This window comes from Streptomyces sp. NPDC028289, from assembly GCF_055565975.1.
In genome coordinates, this window is the sequence record NZ_JBVHTI010000011.1 from 124,815 (window position 1) to 136,702 (window position 11,888).

Consider the following 11,888-nt stretch of genomic DNA (forward strand, 5'->3'; position numbering starts at 1 on the left):
CGATTGTGACCGCCCTCTGACGATCACGGATCGGGGCGCGAATACCCCTGTCATGCTTGCACGGAGACCGACACCGTGCTGTTCGCAACCCTAGCCTTCCGTGTCAGCGCAGCCGGAACATCTGCACCGGATGCCAGGTCCCTCCACCCCAGCGGGCAATGCGGACGAGGCGCCGGTCTCCATCGAGGTAATACCGGCCGCGCATGCCGGCTTGGTATCCATGCAGCCGGCGCACCGTCATCACCGCACCGGTGGCGCCGTTGAGCTGGTGAACATGGACGGTGCCGTCCGGTCCCTCAGAGGATTCCCACTTGCTTACCGCCACAACGTTGTCGCCGAGCGCAAAGACGCCGCTGATCGTTCCCTTGGAACGCCATGTCCAACGCGGCGTTCCACCATCGAGGGCGAACGCGGTCAGATGGTCCCCGTAGGCACCCGGGGGACGGACCATGGCGACCAGCAAGTCCCGGACGGCCGCCACCGGGTGGTCGTCCAGCAGCCCGTACGGGGACCGGACGCGCAGCTCACCGTGCGGGCCCTGGACCGGTATCCGGACGGTCGGCCGCCCGTCCTCGCCGTCGAGGACCAGCAGCATCTCTTCCGCACGGCGTCCCTTTCCCAGGCAGAGGATGGCGAGGGGATCCTCATACAGCACGTGGACCTCCCCGACGGGACCGTCGGTGGACGGCCTGACTTCCCAGCGGATGGTGCCCTCGGAGGCGTCGAGGCACCGGACGGTGACGTGGCCGTCGGCGAGCCCGATCTGGACGATGCCGTGCCCGCAGACCGCAAGCCGGCCGTCACCCTTCAGGGGTGCTATCGGCGGCCAGACGCTGTTCCCGCTGCGCAGCGCGTGGGCCGTGGGGCTTCCCTGTGTCAGGACGACGGCCCGGTCCGGGGCAAGTGCGATGGCGCCGGCGAAGCGGTCGTAGTCGTATCTCCAGGGCTCGTTGCTGAAGTCATAGGGAACCGACCACAAGGCGTTGCCGTCTTCGGTGCTGAAAGCGGTGACGGCGCAATCGGCGCCCCACTCACCTGGACCGTTCTCGTCGGCGTGGACAGCCAGGCCCACCCCGCCCGTGGCCGTGCGGCTCATGGCGAGCAGCAGCCTGCGGTCAGGAGCGATCCAGGACCAGCGGGGTTCACCGGTCTCCACGTCGTATCCATGCAGCCCGTCAGGACGCCCTCGGACCACCAGTCCCGCCGTGCACCAACCGCCCACGGCGTCGTGATTCTTGCCCGGGGCCCCCGGTACTTGCCAGACGGTCCGCACCTGCCGCAGGCGTCTCTTTCTGACCCGCTCCGCTGCCATCGCTCCCCCGACGATCGACGGATGTCCCCAACAGGCTCAAGATTATGCGTCCCTTGCACCGACCATGCCGTTTCTCCAAACGCAGCGGTGGTCGAAGCACTGCAGGCGCTTCGACCACAACCGTCAGGTCCGCTCCGATGAACCGGTCGAGCACCCATCCGGTCGCCTGCGGAAGGAGAGCTGCTGCACCACGGACATGGCCTGCACGACCCGGGCATTCCCACCCCATACAGCTGATCGCTGCGAACAACGATCGTGACCGTCCCGAGATGTCGACCAGAGCCTTGGAAACGACCGGTATTGCTCGTCGCCTCACTTGATCCAGTTCTCAACGACTGGGGAGGACGGGCAGGTATCACGCCGGCGACAAGCCGGTGCCGCGAGGTTGGTCAGGTGCAGCCCGTGCTTGCGGCCCTGCTCAAGGCTGTATGAGGCTCTTCTGGGCGGACTTACGCCTCGTGCGCGGGAATGACCGGCCGTGCCGCGTAGCGGTTGCGCATCGCGTCGCTGGCTGCGGGGCCCGCGGTGAAGACGTAGGCGGCGCTGTCGTCGAGTCGGCGGCCGGTTCTGGCGTCGACGACGACGGGCTCGACTTCCTCTCCGCTGTGCGCGTCGACGAGGATCATGCTGCGCTCCGTAGGCGTGAGGCGGGCATTGCCCCACGCGGCCAGGGCGACGATCACCGGGCGCAGGGAACGCCCGAGTTCGGTGAGTACGTACTCGTGCCGGACGGGGCCGGTCTGGTAGGGCTGGCGCTCCAGCAGACCGTCCGCGACCAGGGTCTTCAGCCGGGCGGTGAGCATGCTGGAGGAGATGCCCAGGCTCTCCTGGAACTGGTCGAAGCGGGTGTAGCCGTCGAAGGCGTCGTGGAGGATCAGCAGTGTCCACCACTCGCCGACGTGTTCCACCGTCGTGGACAGCGGGCACTCCCGGTCCTCCAGCCTGATCCGACTTGCCACGGCGACCATCCCCTCAGTTACTGCTAAAGTCGAAGTTAGTGGCTTCTATTTTAGCAGTCGGAACGGGAGCGGCGCCCCGTATACCCGCGCCCAGGAACGGAGCACAACGTGAGCACATCCATCAGCGAATCCCTCGAAGGCCGACGCGCTCTGGTCACCGGCGGCACCAAGGGCACCGGAGCCGCGATCGCCCGACGGCTCGCCGAGGCCGGCGCGACCGTGCTGGTCACCGCCCGCAGCCGCCCCGACGACGTCGAGGAGAAGACGTTCATCACCGCCGACCTGTCCACCGCCCAGGGCGCCGCCCACGTCGCCTCCGAGGTGGACGCCCGCACAGGCGGCGTCGACATCCTGGTCAACACCCTCGGCGGCTCCGAAGCACCGGCAGGAGGATTCGCCGCGCTCGGCGAGGACGACTGGGCCAGGGAGCTGAACACGAACCTGCTGGCCGCCATCCGCCTGGACCGCGCACTCCTCCCGCACATGATCGCCACGGGCAAGGGCGCGGTCGTCCACGTCACCTCGATCCAGCGCCGCATGCCGCTGTGGAACGGCACCCTGGCCTACGCCGCCGCCAAGGCCGCCCTGACCACGTACAGCAAGGGCCTGGCCAACGAGGTCGCCCCGCACGGCGTCCGCGTCAACACCGTCTCGCCCGGCTTCGTCCAGACCTCGGCCGCCGACAACCTCGTCGCCCGGATCGCCCACGACGCCGGCATCAGCCAGGAAGCGGCGCTGGGCCGGCTCATGGACTCCCTGGGAGGCATCCCGCTCGGCCGTCCCAACCGGCCCGAGGAGGTCGCCGAGCTCGTCGCCTTCCTCGTTTCCGACCGCGCCTCGGCCATCGTCGGCGCCGAACACGTCATCGACGGCGGCACCACCCCCACCGTCTGAACCCGCCACCACCATCAGGAGCGTCATGCACGACAGCCAGCCCCGGACCATCACCCGGGACGACCTGCCCGCGGTGATCACCCGCTACCTCACAGCGCACCGCACCCACGACACCGCCACCGCGGTCACGACGTTCACCGACGACGCCACAGTGATCGACGACGGCAACACCTACCAGGGCAGCACCGCGATCGAGCGGTGGCTGGACCGATCCGCCACCGAATTCACCTACACCATCCACCTCACGAACGCCCAGCAGACCGACACCGCCCACTACATCGCCACACACCACCTCGAAGGCAACTTCCCCGGCGGCACCATCGATCTCCACTATCGGTTCACGCTCCGCGACGACCTCATCGAACACCTCGCCATCGAACCCTGAGCCCGCTCCCACACCACCTGTTCCCGCCCACAAGAGAGGCCCCACCCACCCCAGAACGCCCCGTCCCAGCCCCTGTGCCCACCCGGCCACCCAACCAAGAGCCAGCCCTCAAGTTCGGCATCCACCCGCAGATCAGCACTTGCACCCCTGAGGAATCAAGGCGAGCAACTCCGGGGCCATCCTCAGCACGGGGTGAGGAGATTCAAAGATCCCCATCAGCGTGACCCGCCGCGAACTGGGTCGGCGCCGCCCTCACCGCCGTTTCCGGGCTGGTCGTCGGAGTCGCCTGCCCGAAACCGATCAGTGCGCCGTGAACCAGGTCACTGTTCGCGCGGATCCACCGCCGTCCGATCGCGGCGGCCGGGGTCGGGGTTGAGGCCGTGGCGGGGCGCAGCTGGGCGAGAGCGCACGGGCCAGATCCTGACCGGCCAGGTCGCCGTGCGGCTGCCCGGCGAGGGGCAGGGCGTGTGCCGAGGTGGTCGACTGACCCAGCGGGCCGTCAGGGGTGTGACTGTGCCGCCGGACGGGTGACGCGGGTTCGTGGTCGTGTACTGGTCAGCCCCGCTTCCATGGCGGAGAGCAGGGTGAGGGCCGCGTCGAGGTGGGTGGTGTCGTGGCCGGCCGCGGCGGAGACGGCCGCGGCCCATTCCCGGCGGACGAGGGCGTAGTTGGCGCGTCCGTGTTCCGTGGTGTGGACCGTCACCCCGCGGCCGTCACCGGGGTCGGCGCGTCGTTCGACGAGGCCCTTGCGCTCCAGTCCGCCCAGGACGGTGGAGAGATTGGTGCGCTGCAGCCCGGTCGCGGCGGCGATGCGGCTGGGCGGCGCGGCGTGGTCGTGCTGGAGGTGGCGCATCACCATGCCTTCGGACGGTGACAGGGGGATGGCCCGTTCGTCGGTGTAGCCGCGGAACTGAATCTCCCGGCTGATGATCAGCACGAGGTCGGCGAGCTCGGCCCACCTCCGGTCCTCGTCCGTTCCGGCCGTCGGGCTCGTCTGATGCGTCTGGTCCTCCGTCACGGCTCCAGGGTACGGGCTTGCCCGTAAGTCGTTATGAGGCCATACTCCTTATGGCCTAATAGTTATTAGCTCATAACAACATCGCTCTCTGGAGCTGTCATGACGACAACCACTTCCTCCCGGCGCGCCGCCACCACGACACTGTCGCCCCGTGCCGCGGCCCGTGCCGGCGGCCTGCACCCGGTCGGGGTGTTCATCCTGCTGGCAGGCGCCTTCCTGCCGATCATGGACTTCTTCATCACCAACGTGGCGCTGCCCAGTATCGACGCCTCGCTGCACGCCTCGGCGTCGTCGCTGGAGCTGGTGATCGCCGGGTACGGCGTCGCGTACGCGACCCTGCTGGTCCTCGGCGGCCGGCTGGGGGACCGCTACGGCCGCCGCCGGATCTTCCTCGGCGCGCTCGTCGGCTTCGTACTGGCGTCCCTGGCCTGTGGCCTCTCCCCGGGTGTGGGCGCGCTGATCGGGGCCCGGATCGTGCAGGGCGCCACCGCCGCCCTGCTGATCCCGCAGGTGCTGGCGACCTTCCACCATGTCCTCGAAGGGGAGCGCAAGGCCCGTGCGCTGGCCCTGTACGGGGCGACCTCCGGTATCGCCGCCGTCGTGGGACAGCTGGTGGGCGGCCTGTTGGTCAGTGCGGACATCGCCGGTACCTCCTGGCGGCCGATCTTCCTGGTCAACGTGCCCATCGGCGTGGTGGTGCTGTGGGTGGCGGCGCGGGTCGTGCCCGCCACCCGCTCGCACCACCCGGTCGGCATCGACCTGCCCGGCACCGTGCTGTTCGCCGCCACCCTGACCGCCCTGCTGGTCCCGCTGACCGAGGGCCACTCGCTGGGCTGGCCGTGGTGGACCTGGCTGCTGATCGCCGTCGCGGTCGTCCTCGGCGCGGCCACTTACGCCGTGGAGAAGCGCGCCGAGCGGCGCGGCGAGGTCCCCCTGCTGCCGCCGTCGCTGCTGCGCCTGCCGTCGATGTCCCGCGGCCTGACGATGGTGTTCGCCTTCAGCATCGGCTTCGGCGCGTTCATGTTCGTCTTCGCCCTCACCGTCCAGAACGGCCTGCACGCCGACGCCCTGCACGGCGGCCTGGCCATCCTGCCGATGGCCCTGCTGTTCTTCGCCGGTTCCCTGCTCGCCCCGCGTCTGCTCACCCGGTTCGGCAGGGCCGCGCTGTCCGCCGGCGCCGTCGTCCAACTCGCCGGGCTGGCCTCACTGGTGACGGTCCTGCTGATGAAGTGGCCGCACGTCAGCCTGTGGGCCATGGCGCTGCCGCTCGCCCTGGTCGGCGCCGGTCAGTCGATGCTGTTCGCCGGCCTGTTCCGCAGTGTCCTCGCCGACGTCCCCACCCACCTCGGCGGCATCGGCAGCGGCGTGCTGATCACCCTGCAGCAGAGCGGCCTGGCCCTCGGCGTGGCCACCCTCGGCACCCTCTATCTGACCCTGGCGCCGCACGGCGTCCAGCACGCCTTCGCCGGCGTCGAGTACGTGCAGATGGGCATCGTCGCCCTCCTCACGGTCGGCGCGGCCGCCCTGCCGCGCTTCTCCCGGGCCACGGCGGCCGCCACCCCCGTCGTCGACGCCTGAGGCCGGGCATCTCGGAAGGGACCAGTGATGAGTCTTCTCGACTTGTCGCGATGGCAGTTCGCCATCACCGTCATGTTCCACATGACCTTCCCGGCCATCACCGTCGGCCTGTCGATCTTCCTGTCGGTCGTCCACGGCCTGTAGCGGCGCACCGGCAAAGCGGTCTACCTGCAGATGTTCCGCTTCTGGCGGCGCATCTTCGCCGTCGGCTTCGCGATCGGCGTGGTCGCCGGAGCCGTCATCACCTTCCGGATGGGCCTGAACTGGGGGGTGTACGGGGCCAGAACCGGCCCGGTCATCGGTCCGATCATCGGCATGGAGGTCGTGACGGCCTTCTTCGTCGAGGCGGGGTTCATCGGTGTCCTGCTCTACGGTGAGGGGCGGGTGCGCGAGGGCACCGTGTTCCTGTCCACCGTCATGGTGGCACTGGGCACCGTCCTGTCGTCGACGTGGATCATCGCGGCGAACTCGTGGATGCAGACCCCGGCCGGCTACAAGGTCGTACACGGCCGGTTCGAGCCCACGGACTGGATGCGGGTGATCTTCAACCCGTCCTTCCTCTGGCGCTGGCCGCACATGCTGGCGGCGGTGCTCATCTCGGCCGCTTTCTTCGTCGCCGGGATCTCGGCCTGGTACCTGGTGAAGGGGCGCGCGATGGGCTTCGCCCGCCGCTCGATGTCGATCGCTCTCGGCGTCGCCGCGCTGCTGATGCCGGTCCAGCTCTACCTGGGGGACAACGTCGCCGGACACCAACTGCCGTACCAGCTCTCCAAGTTGGAGGCGATCGAGGGCAACTGGGGCAACGGCGACACCGGGTTCGTGCTGTTCGGGATCCCGGACCAGCAGGCCGCGCGCAACATCGCCGAACTCGACATCCCGTGCCTCGGCAGCTATATCGCCAAGGACCTCACCTGCGGGACGGCCATGCCCGGTCTGAAGCTCACCCCGGCAGCGGACCGGCCGGACATGGCCGTGATGGCCGACCCGGCTTTCGACCCCGTCCCCTTCGACACGGAGCAGCGGGCCGACTCACCCGGCGTCGCCGAGCTCATCGAGCCCGACGGCATGCACGCGTCGTCGACCGTGGACTACGGCATCGTGCTCCAGGGCGAGATCGTTCTCGAACTCGACGACGGGTACTGCACACCGCTTGCGGCAGGGGACATCGTGATCCAGAACGGCAACCGCCACGCCTGGCACAACCGCAGCGACCAACCGGCCACGATGGCCTTCGTCCTCATCGGCGCGGAAGCCGACCACTGACGGAGCGGCCCCTAGCCCGTAGCCGGCGCGCGAAGGCGCAGGAGTTGATCGAGCAGCTCGTCGCCGAAGAGTGCGTCCGCTTTGCTGATTCCGACGACGGCGGGGTCACGGAGTTGCGACGCGTGGTCAACTACGCCAAGCTGCATGGCCGTCGGCCACCAGCGGCACCTCGTTCAGTGGAACACCCCCGCGTCGGAGTGGACGACATGCGGGTGTCGCCTGGTGCTTCACGCTGACGCGGAGGTGCGACGGTCGGCACGGCCTCTGGCTACCGCGGGTGTTTCGTGGACGGTGTCGACTTTCGAGTGAATTTCCACCGGTTCTTCGGCCATTCCGTACCCGTCGGTACCACTTGATCAGGTGCGCTCGCTCTGTAGCCGATGGCTCACGTCGACCACCGCGTTCCCGTGGTCCGCCTCGACCTCGATGTCGAGAACGGTGCACACCCCGTGGCAGGACCTGGGCGAGCCCACCGACTCCTGGCTGGGCGGCTGCCGGCACCTGTCCTCCTCCGACGGCACCCACCCCGGTGACCAGGAAGTCCTCCAGTCATTGGCCCCGATGACGGCACTGGTCGGCGGAACCGTGACCGTCCCGGGCGCCCCGCTGGCCTTCCTGGTATCGGCCCAGACACCCCGGCGCACCGGCAGTCTGCGCCTCCGGTCAGCCGACCCCGCGACGCCCCCGCGCATCGACTACGGCTACCTGCGGGCCCCCGAGGACCGGCGATCTCTGCGTGAAGTCGTCCGTATCACAGCGGAGTTGACGGCTACCCGCGCCTTCCGCGAGGTCTCCCGTGCTCTCCTCGGTCCCGACCCCGGAACACTCGCCCACGACCATGCCTTGGACGCGTGGATCGCAGGCCACTTGGGAACCGCTCATCACACCTGCGGCACCGCACCGATGGGACCGGTCGACGACCCCGGAACAGTCGTCGACCAGTACGGCAGGGTCCACGGCATCGCCGGGCTTCGTGTCGCCGATACGTCGATTCTCCCGGAGGCTCCCTTGCGAGGTCCGGCGGCCACGGCTGTGCTGACAGGCGAACTCATCGCGCACGCCATACGCCACGACCTGCGCTGAGCCGATCTGCGGTGTGTGCTGTGGACAGCACTCAACGGATGTCCGGGAACAGGGCGCGAGCGCGGTCGGGGTCGGGTGAGACGAAGACGCCGTCTGCTGTGACCACGACGACCGACGGGTCGTCCTCGGTGCTGATCGAGCCGTCCACGAAGACCTTGCGGCCCTCGGTGCCCGTGACCCGGGCGTGGACCCGCAGGGGTGTCTCCAAGGGGACAGGGCGGTGGTAGCGCACCTGCAGGGAGACCGTCATGCCGGGCATTCCGGCAGCGGCGCAGGCCCAGCCCATCAGTTCGTCCAGCAGCATGGCGCTCATGCCGCCGTGCCCGTAACCGGGCGGACCCTCGTGGGCGATACCGAGGGTGCAGTGGCCGACGACGCCACCATCGCCCGGAGTCACCTCCATGGGCGGCGCGAGAGGGCTGCCGGCTCCGGTGACCGGGCTGTACATGCGTACCCCGCCGGGGAACTGGTCCACGGTCGGGATCTCCGCTCGTACGCGTCGGCGTCCGGTCAATTGCCCAGTGAGTCGGCGCACGCCGTCCGTCACGCGGTGCAGGACTTCGGTCGAGGCCGCGGTGCGCACGGTGGCGTCCACCAGGGCCCGCAGTTCGTGGCCGAGAGCGGCGATCGCCGCCCGTTGGTGGTCCAGTTCCTCTCCTTCCGGTCGTATGGGGTAGGGGTTCGTCGCTGGGGATTCGGTCGGTACTACGTTCATCAGGTTTCTCGGTTGGGGCGCAGTTGGTCGTGGTCGCGACGCTGTCAGCCGTCGGCGCGGACGAAGACGGGCTTGAGGCGCTTCTCGGGCAGTTCGGCGGGGAGTTGTTCCCAATCGAGGACGTGCGAGACGACCCGCGCCGGGTCGACCTTGCCCGAGCCGGCCAGTTCGAGGGCGTCGGGTATGTGGTTGCGGACGTTGTCGCGGGCGACGCGGAGGGTGACGCCGGTGAGGTACATGTCGAGGAGGGGGAGTTCGCCGGGGCGGAAGTGGTTGCCGGCGGACTCGCAGATGCCTTCCGGGGCAAGGGATTTGACGGCGAGGGCGAGTTGGTCGACGCGGCCGGTGGCCTCGACGGCGATGTCGAAGCCGTGCCGGACCGGTTCGAGCGTCTCGGCGGTGGCGGCACCGTAGCTTCGGGCGATCTCGCGGTGCTTGGGGTCGGGGTCGACGTACAGGACGACGGAGGCGCCGAGTGCGCGGGCGATGTCGCACACGTACAGGCCGATGCTGCCCCGTGCGATGACCAGGACGCGGGCCCCGGGCCTGTTCTTCAGGTGGGGTGCGACCAGGCGCCAGGACAGGGACCAGTTGTCGCTGGCCGAGGCCATGGCGACCGGGTCGAGGCCGGTGGGCAGGGGGACGAGCATGGCGTCCGCGAATGGCACGCGGATCAGGTCGGAGAACAGGCCGCCCCAGCTGCCGCCGATCGGTGCGCCGTACATGGCCATGTGCGGTACGGCCGTGCAGTGGGCGGTGAGTCCGGAGCGGCAGTTGTCGCAGGTGCCGCAGTTGATGGACCAGGGGACGACCACCAGATCCCCCGGGGCTACGGCGGTCACGGCGTCGCCCGTCTCGACGACCCGGGCCACGCATTCGTGGCCGAGGGCGAACGGCGGGTCGATGAAACCGTGCCCGGCCAGGATCGCCGAGTCCACATCGCAGGAGGTGGCCGCGACCGGGGCGACGACCGCCTCCTGGTCCGACTGGAGCTTCGGGTCGGGCGCCTCGCGCCACTCGACGGTGCGTTTGGCGACGTAGGTCAGTTCACGCATCGGCGCGCTGCCCCTTCGCCAGTGCCACCAGGTCGGCGTACCGGATGACCGAGCCGCCGGCACCCCAGGTGCCGTCGGGCTGCTCGTGCACCAGCACCCACACCCGCAGCGCATCGTCCGGGGTAAGTCCGGCGGCGGCCAGCACGGCCTTCGTCGCGTCCTCGACCAGGCCTGCCTTGCGGTGCTCGGACAGCGCCCCCTGCGGGACGGTGACGTCCACGAGGAAGCGGGGCTCGTCGTCCTCGGCGGTGGTCTGCGCCCCCTCGGGCAGCTCGATCAGGTAGCTCCATGCCTGGGCCCGGAAGAACGCTGTGTCGGGTGCTCCCTCCCAGCGCAGCAGTACGGCGGCCAGGTCGCGCTGGACGGTCTTGCGGCCCTCCTCGGTCAGTGAGGCGGGCGGGACGGTGAGCCGGATCATCGGCATGGCGGAGTCTTCCCTTCAGCGGGCGCACGGTCTATGACGATCGTTATAACCGGAGATCACGCTAGACTATGACGAGCGTTATATCCAGATGGGAGTGCGATCTTGGCCAAATCCAGCGCGCCGTCGCGTGAGCGCATCGTGGCCGGTGCGGCCGACATGATCAGCAGGCGCGGCCTGAGCGCGACGAGCATCCGTGACCTGGCCAAACACGCCAAGGCGCCGCTCGGCTCGACCTACCACTACTTCCCCGAGGGCAAGCAGCAGCTGGTCACCGAGGCGGTGCGGTACGCGGGGGGAGCGGTTGCCCGCATCCTGCGCGCCGAGCTGGGCGCGGGCCCGGTCGCCGGCGTGCGGGCCTTTCTGGGCCTGTGGCGCGGCGTCGTCGTCGAGAGCGATTTTCGGGCCGGCTGTCCCGTGCTGGCCGTCTCCGTCGAGGAGCCGCCGCCCGACGAGGTCTCACCGGCGCTCACCGCCGCCGCTGAGGCGTTCCAAGGCTGGGAGCGGCTGCTCGCCGAGTCGCTGGGGGAGCACGGGGTGGCCCTCGACCAGGCCGAGGGTCTCGCGGCCCTCATCGTGGCATCGGTCGAGGGCGCCACCGCCATGTGCCGCGCCAAGCGCACCGCGCAGCCCCTGGACCAGGTCGCGCAACAGCTCGAAGCGCTGATCGTCGCCACGATCGACCATCCGGCTTGACGGCGGAGGGCTCCGGGGCTCAGTCGTCGATCGCCGCGCGGACGGCCTTGGCCTTCTCCTCGGTGAACACACCGCTCTCGAGGAGGGAGAGGACGGAGAGCGCGCCGCCGCTGGAGCCCCAGCTGCCCTCGTCGATGACCCGGAAGTTGACCCACCAGGCCGGCGACGGCTTCGGCAGCCCGCAGGCTTCGGCCAGCGCGGCCAGCACGCGCTCGATGACCTCGGCCCGGACCTCCCGGCGCCAGTCCCCGTCCATGACCGCCACGTCGATCACCATGACGTCGAGCCCCGGACCGGTGTCCGCCAAGAGGCGGCCACCGATGGCCATCATGTCCGGCTCGCGCTCCACGAAGTGCACCTGGAACCCGACCCGCGCGGCCGGCGCGAACTGGCCGACCTCCGGCACGAGCACCGCGTCCGTCAGCGTCTCCGCCAGCGCGCGGCGCTCCTCAAGGCTCAAGCGTCCCTTCGGGGTGTTCACGGTGATAACGGTCACGACTAGCTCCTAT

General features: G+C 69.6%; 13 protein-coding genes and 1 pseudogene. 7 read left to right on the forward strand and 7 right to left on the reverse strand.

The annotated features are described in order from the left end of the window. Positions 1 to 103: 103 nt before the first annotated feature. The gene (locus tag ACZ4UV_RS45375; RefSeq protein ID WP_467846845.1) at positions 104 to 1,156 is read right to left on the reverse strand and encodes an outer membrane protein assembly factor BamB family protein; all 1,053 of its coding nucleotides are present in this window, start codon (positions 1,154 to 1,156) and stop codon (positions 104 to 106) included. A gap of 605 nt (positions 1,157 to 1,761) precedes the next feature. Next, positions 1,762 to 2,280: a winged helix-turn-helix transcriptional regulator gene (locus tag ACZ4UV_RS45380; protein ID WP_467846850.1), complete on the reverse strand. Its 519-nt coding sequence runs from the start codon at positions 2,278 to 2,280 to the stop codon at positions 1,762 to 1,764. Between the two features lie 99 nt (positions 2,281 to 2,379). On the opposite strand from ACZ4UV_RS45380, the gene ACZ4UV_RS45385 reads away from it, so the two are divergent. After that, entirely contained in the window at positions 2,380 to 3,165 is a 786-nt protein-coding gene (locus ACZ4UV_RS45385; protein ID WP_467846856.1) for an SDR family oxidoreductase, read from the forward strand. Between the two features lie 25 nt (positions 3,166 to 3,190). After that, positions 3,191 to 3,550, forward strand: a complete 360-nt coding sequence (locus tag ACZ4UV_RS45390; RefSeq protein ID WP_467846859.1) for a nuclear transport factor 2 family protein — start codon at positions 3,191 to 3,193, stop codon at positions 3,548 to 3,550. Between the two features lie 499 nt (positions 3,551 to 4,049). Here ACZ4UV_RS45390 and ACZ4UV_RS45395 read toward each other — a convergent pair whose 3' ends face one another. Beyond that, positions 4,050 to 4,568 (reverse strand): MarR family winged helix-turn-helix transcriptional regulator, encoded by a 519-nt coding sequence (locus ACZ4UV_RS45395; RefSeq protein ID WP_467846866.1) that lies wholly within the window; start codon positions 4,566 to 4,568, stop codon positions 4,050 to 4,052. Positions 4,569 to 4,667: 99 nt separating this feature from the next. Here ACZ4UV_RS45395 and ACZ4UV_RS45400 point away from each other — a divergent pair, with 99 nt between their 5' ends. From ACZ4UV_RS45400 to ACZ4UV_RS45415, 4 genes and pseudogenes are all read left to right on the forward strand, one after another. After that, positions 4,668 to 6,146, forward strand: a complete 1,479-nt coding sequence (locus tag ACZ4UV_RS45400) for an MFS transporter (protein ID WP_467846869.1) — start codon at positions 4,668 to 4,670, stop codon at positions 6,144 to 6,146. A gap of 27 nt (positions 6,147 to 6,173) precedes the next feature. Next, positions 6,174 to 7,112, forward strand: a pseudogene (locus ACZ4UV_RS45405) (cytochrome ubiquinol oxidase subunit I); the annotation flags it as partial. A gap of 99 nt (positions 7,113 to 7,211) precedes the next feature. Then, positions 7,212 to 7,409, forward strand: a complete 198-nt coding sequence (locus ACZ4UV_RS45410) for a cupin domain-containing protein (protein ID WP_467847447.1) — start codon at positions 7,212 to 7,214, stop codon at positions 7,407 to 7,409. Positions 7,410 to 7,835: 426 nt separating this feature from the next. Then, complete coding sequence (locus tag ACZ4UV_RS45415; protein ID WP_467846872.1) at positions 7,836 to 8,492, forward strand: GMC oxidoreductase; 657 nt, start codon at positions 7,836 to 7,838, stop codon at positions 8,490 to 8,492. A gap of 31 nt (positions 8,493 to 8,523) precedes the next feature. Here ACZ4UV_RS45415 and ACZ4UV_RS45420 read toward each other — a convergent pair whose 3' ends face one another. Genes ACZ4UV_RS45420 through ACZ4UV_RS45430 form a run of 3 tightly spaced genes read right to left on the reverse strand, consistent with a single transcriptional unit; the run spans position 8,524 to position 10,686 of the window. Continuing rightward, on the reverse strand, positions 8,524 to 9,207 hold the full coding sequence (locus ACZ4UV_RS45420; protein WP_467846874.1) for a PaaI family thioesterase: 684 nt from the start codon (positions 9,205 to 9,207) through the stop codon (positions 8,524 to 8,526). Between the two features lie 44 nt (positions 9,208 to 9,251). Further along, positions 9,252 to 10,262 carry a zinc-dependent alcohol dehydrogenase gene (locus ACZ4UV_RS45425; protein WP_467846877.1) on the reverse strand — a complete coding sequence of 337 codons (1,011 nt, stop codon included), beginning with the start codon at positions 10,260 to 10,262 and terminating at the stop codon, positions 9,252 to 9,254. Then, positions 10,255 to 10,686 (reverse strand): tautomerase family protein, encoded by a 432-nt coding sequence (locus ACZ4UV_RS45430; protein WP_467846881.1) that lies wholly within the window; start codon positions 10,684 to 10,686, stop codon positions 10,255 to 10,257. Before ACZ4UV_RS45430 ends, ACZ4UV_RS45425 begins: the two co-directional genes overlap by 8 nt. Positions 10,687 to 10,788: 102 nt before the next feature. Here ACZ4UV_RS45430 and ACZ4UV_RS45435 point away from each other — a divergent pair, with 102 nt between their 5' ends. Beyond that, entirely contained in the window at positions 10,789 to 11,379 is a 591-nt protein-coding gene (locus ACZ4UV_RS45435) for a TetR/AcrR family transcriptional regulator (protein ID WP_467846884.1), read from the forward strand. A 19-nt stretch (positions 11,380 to 11,398) separates the two neighbouring features. Here ACZ4UV_RS45435 and ACZ4UV_RS45440 read toward each other — a convergent pair whose 3' ends face one another. After that, a complete protein-coding gene (locus tag ACZ4UV_RS45440; RefSeq protein WP_467846887.1) occupies positions 11,399 to 11,875 on the reverse strand; it encodes a tautomerase family protein in 477 nt (158 codons plus the stop codon). Positions 11,876 to 11,888 lie beyond the last annotated feature (13 nt).

Coding starts and splice junctions, on each gene's coding strand:
- ACZ4UV_RS45425 (WP_467846877.1), bottom strand. CDS start 10,262: ATGCGTGAACTGACCTACGTCGCCAAACGCACCGTCGAGTGGCGCGAG.
- ACZ4UV_RS45400 (WP_467846869.1), top strand. CDS start 4,668: ATGACGACAACCACTTCCTCCCGGCGCGCCGCCACCACGACACTGTCG.
- ACZ4UV_RS45420 (WP_467846874.1), bottom strand. CDS start 9,207: ATGAACGTAGTACCGACCGAATCCCCAGCGACGAACCCCTACCCCATA.
- ACZ4UV_RS45415 (WP_467846872.1), top strand. CDS start 7,836: ATGTCGAGAACGGTGCACACCCCGTGGCAGGACCTGGGCGAGCCCACC.
- ACZ4UV_RS45380 (WP_467846850.1), bottom strand. CDS start 2,280: ATGGTCGCCGTGGCAAGTCGGATCAGGCTGGAGGACCGGGAGTGCCCG.
- ACZ4UV_RS45410 (WP_467847447.1), top strand. CDS start 7,212: ATGCACGCGTCGTCGACCGTGGACTACGGCATCGTGCTCCAGGGCGAG.
- ACZ4UV_RS45430 (WP_467846881.1), bottom strand. CDS start 10,686: ATGCCGATGATCCGGCTCACCGTCCCGCCCGCCTCACTGACCGAGGAG.
- ACZ4UV_RS45390 (WP_467846859.1), top strand. CDS start 3,191: ATGCACGACAGCCAGCCCCGGACCATCACCCGGGACGACCTGCCCGCG.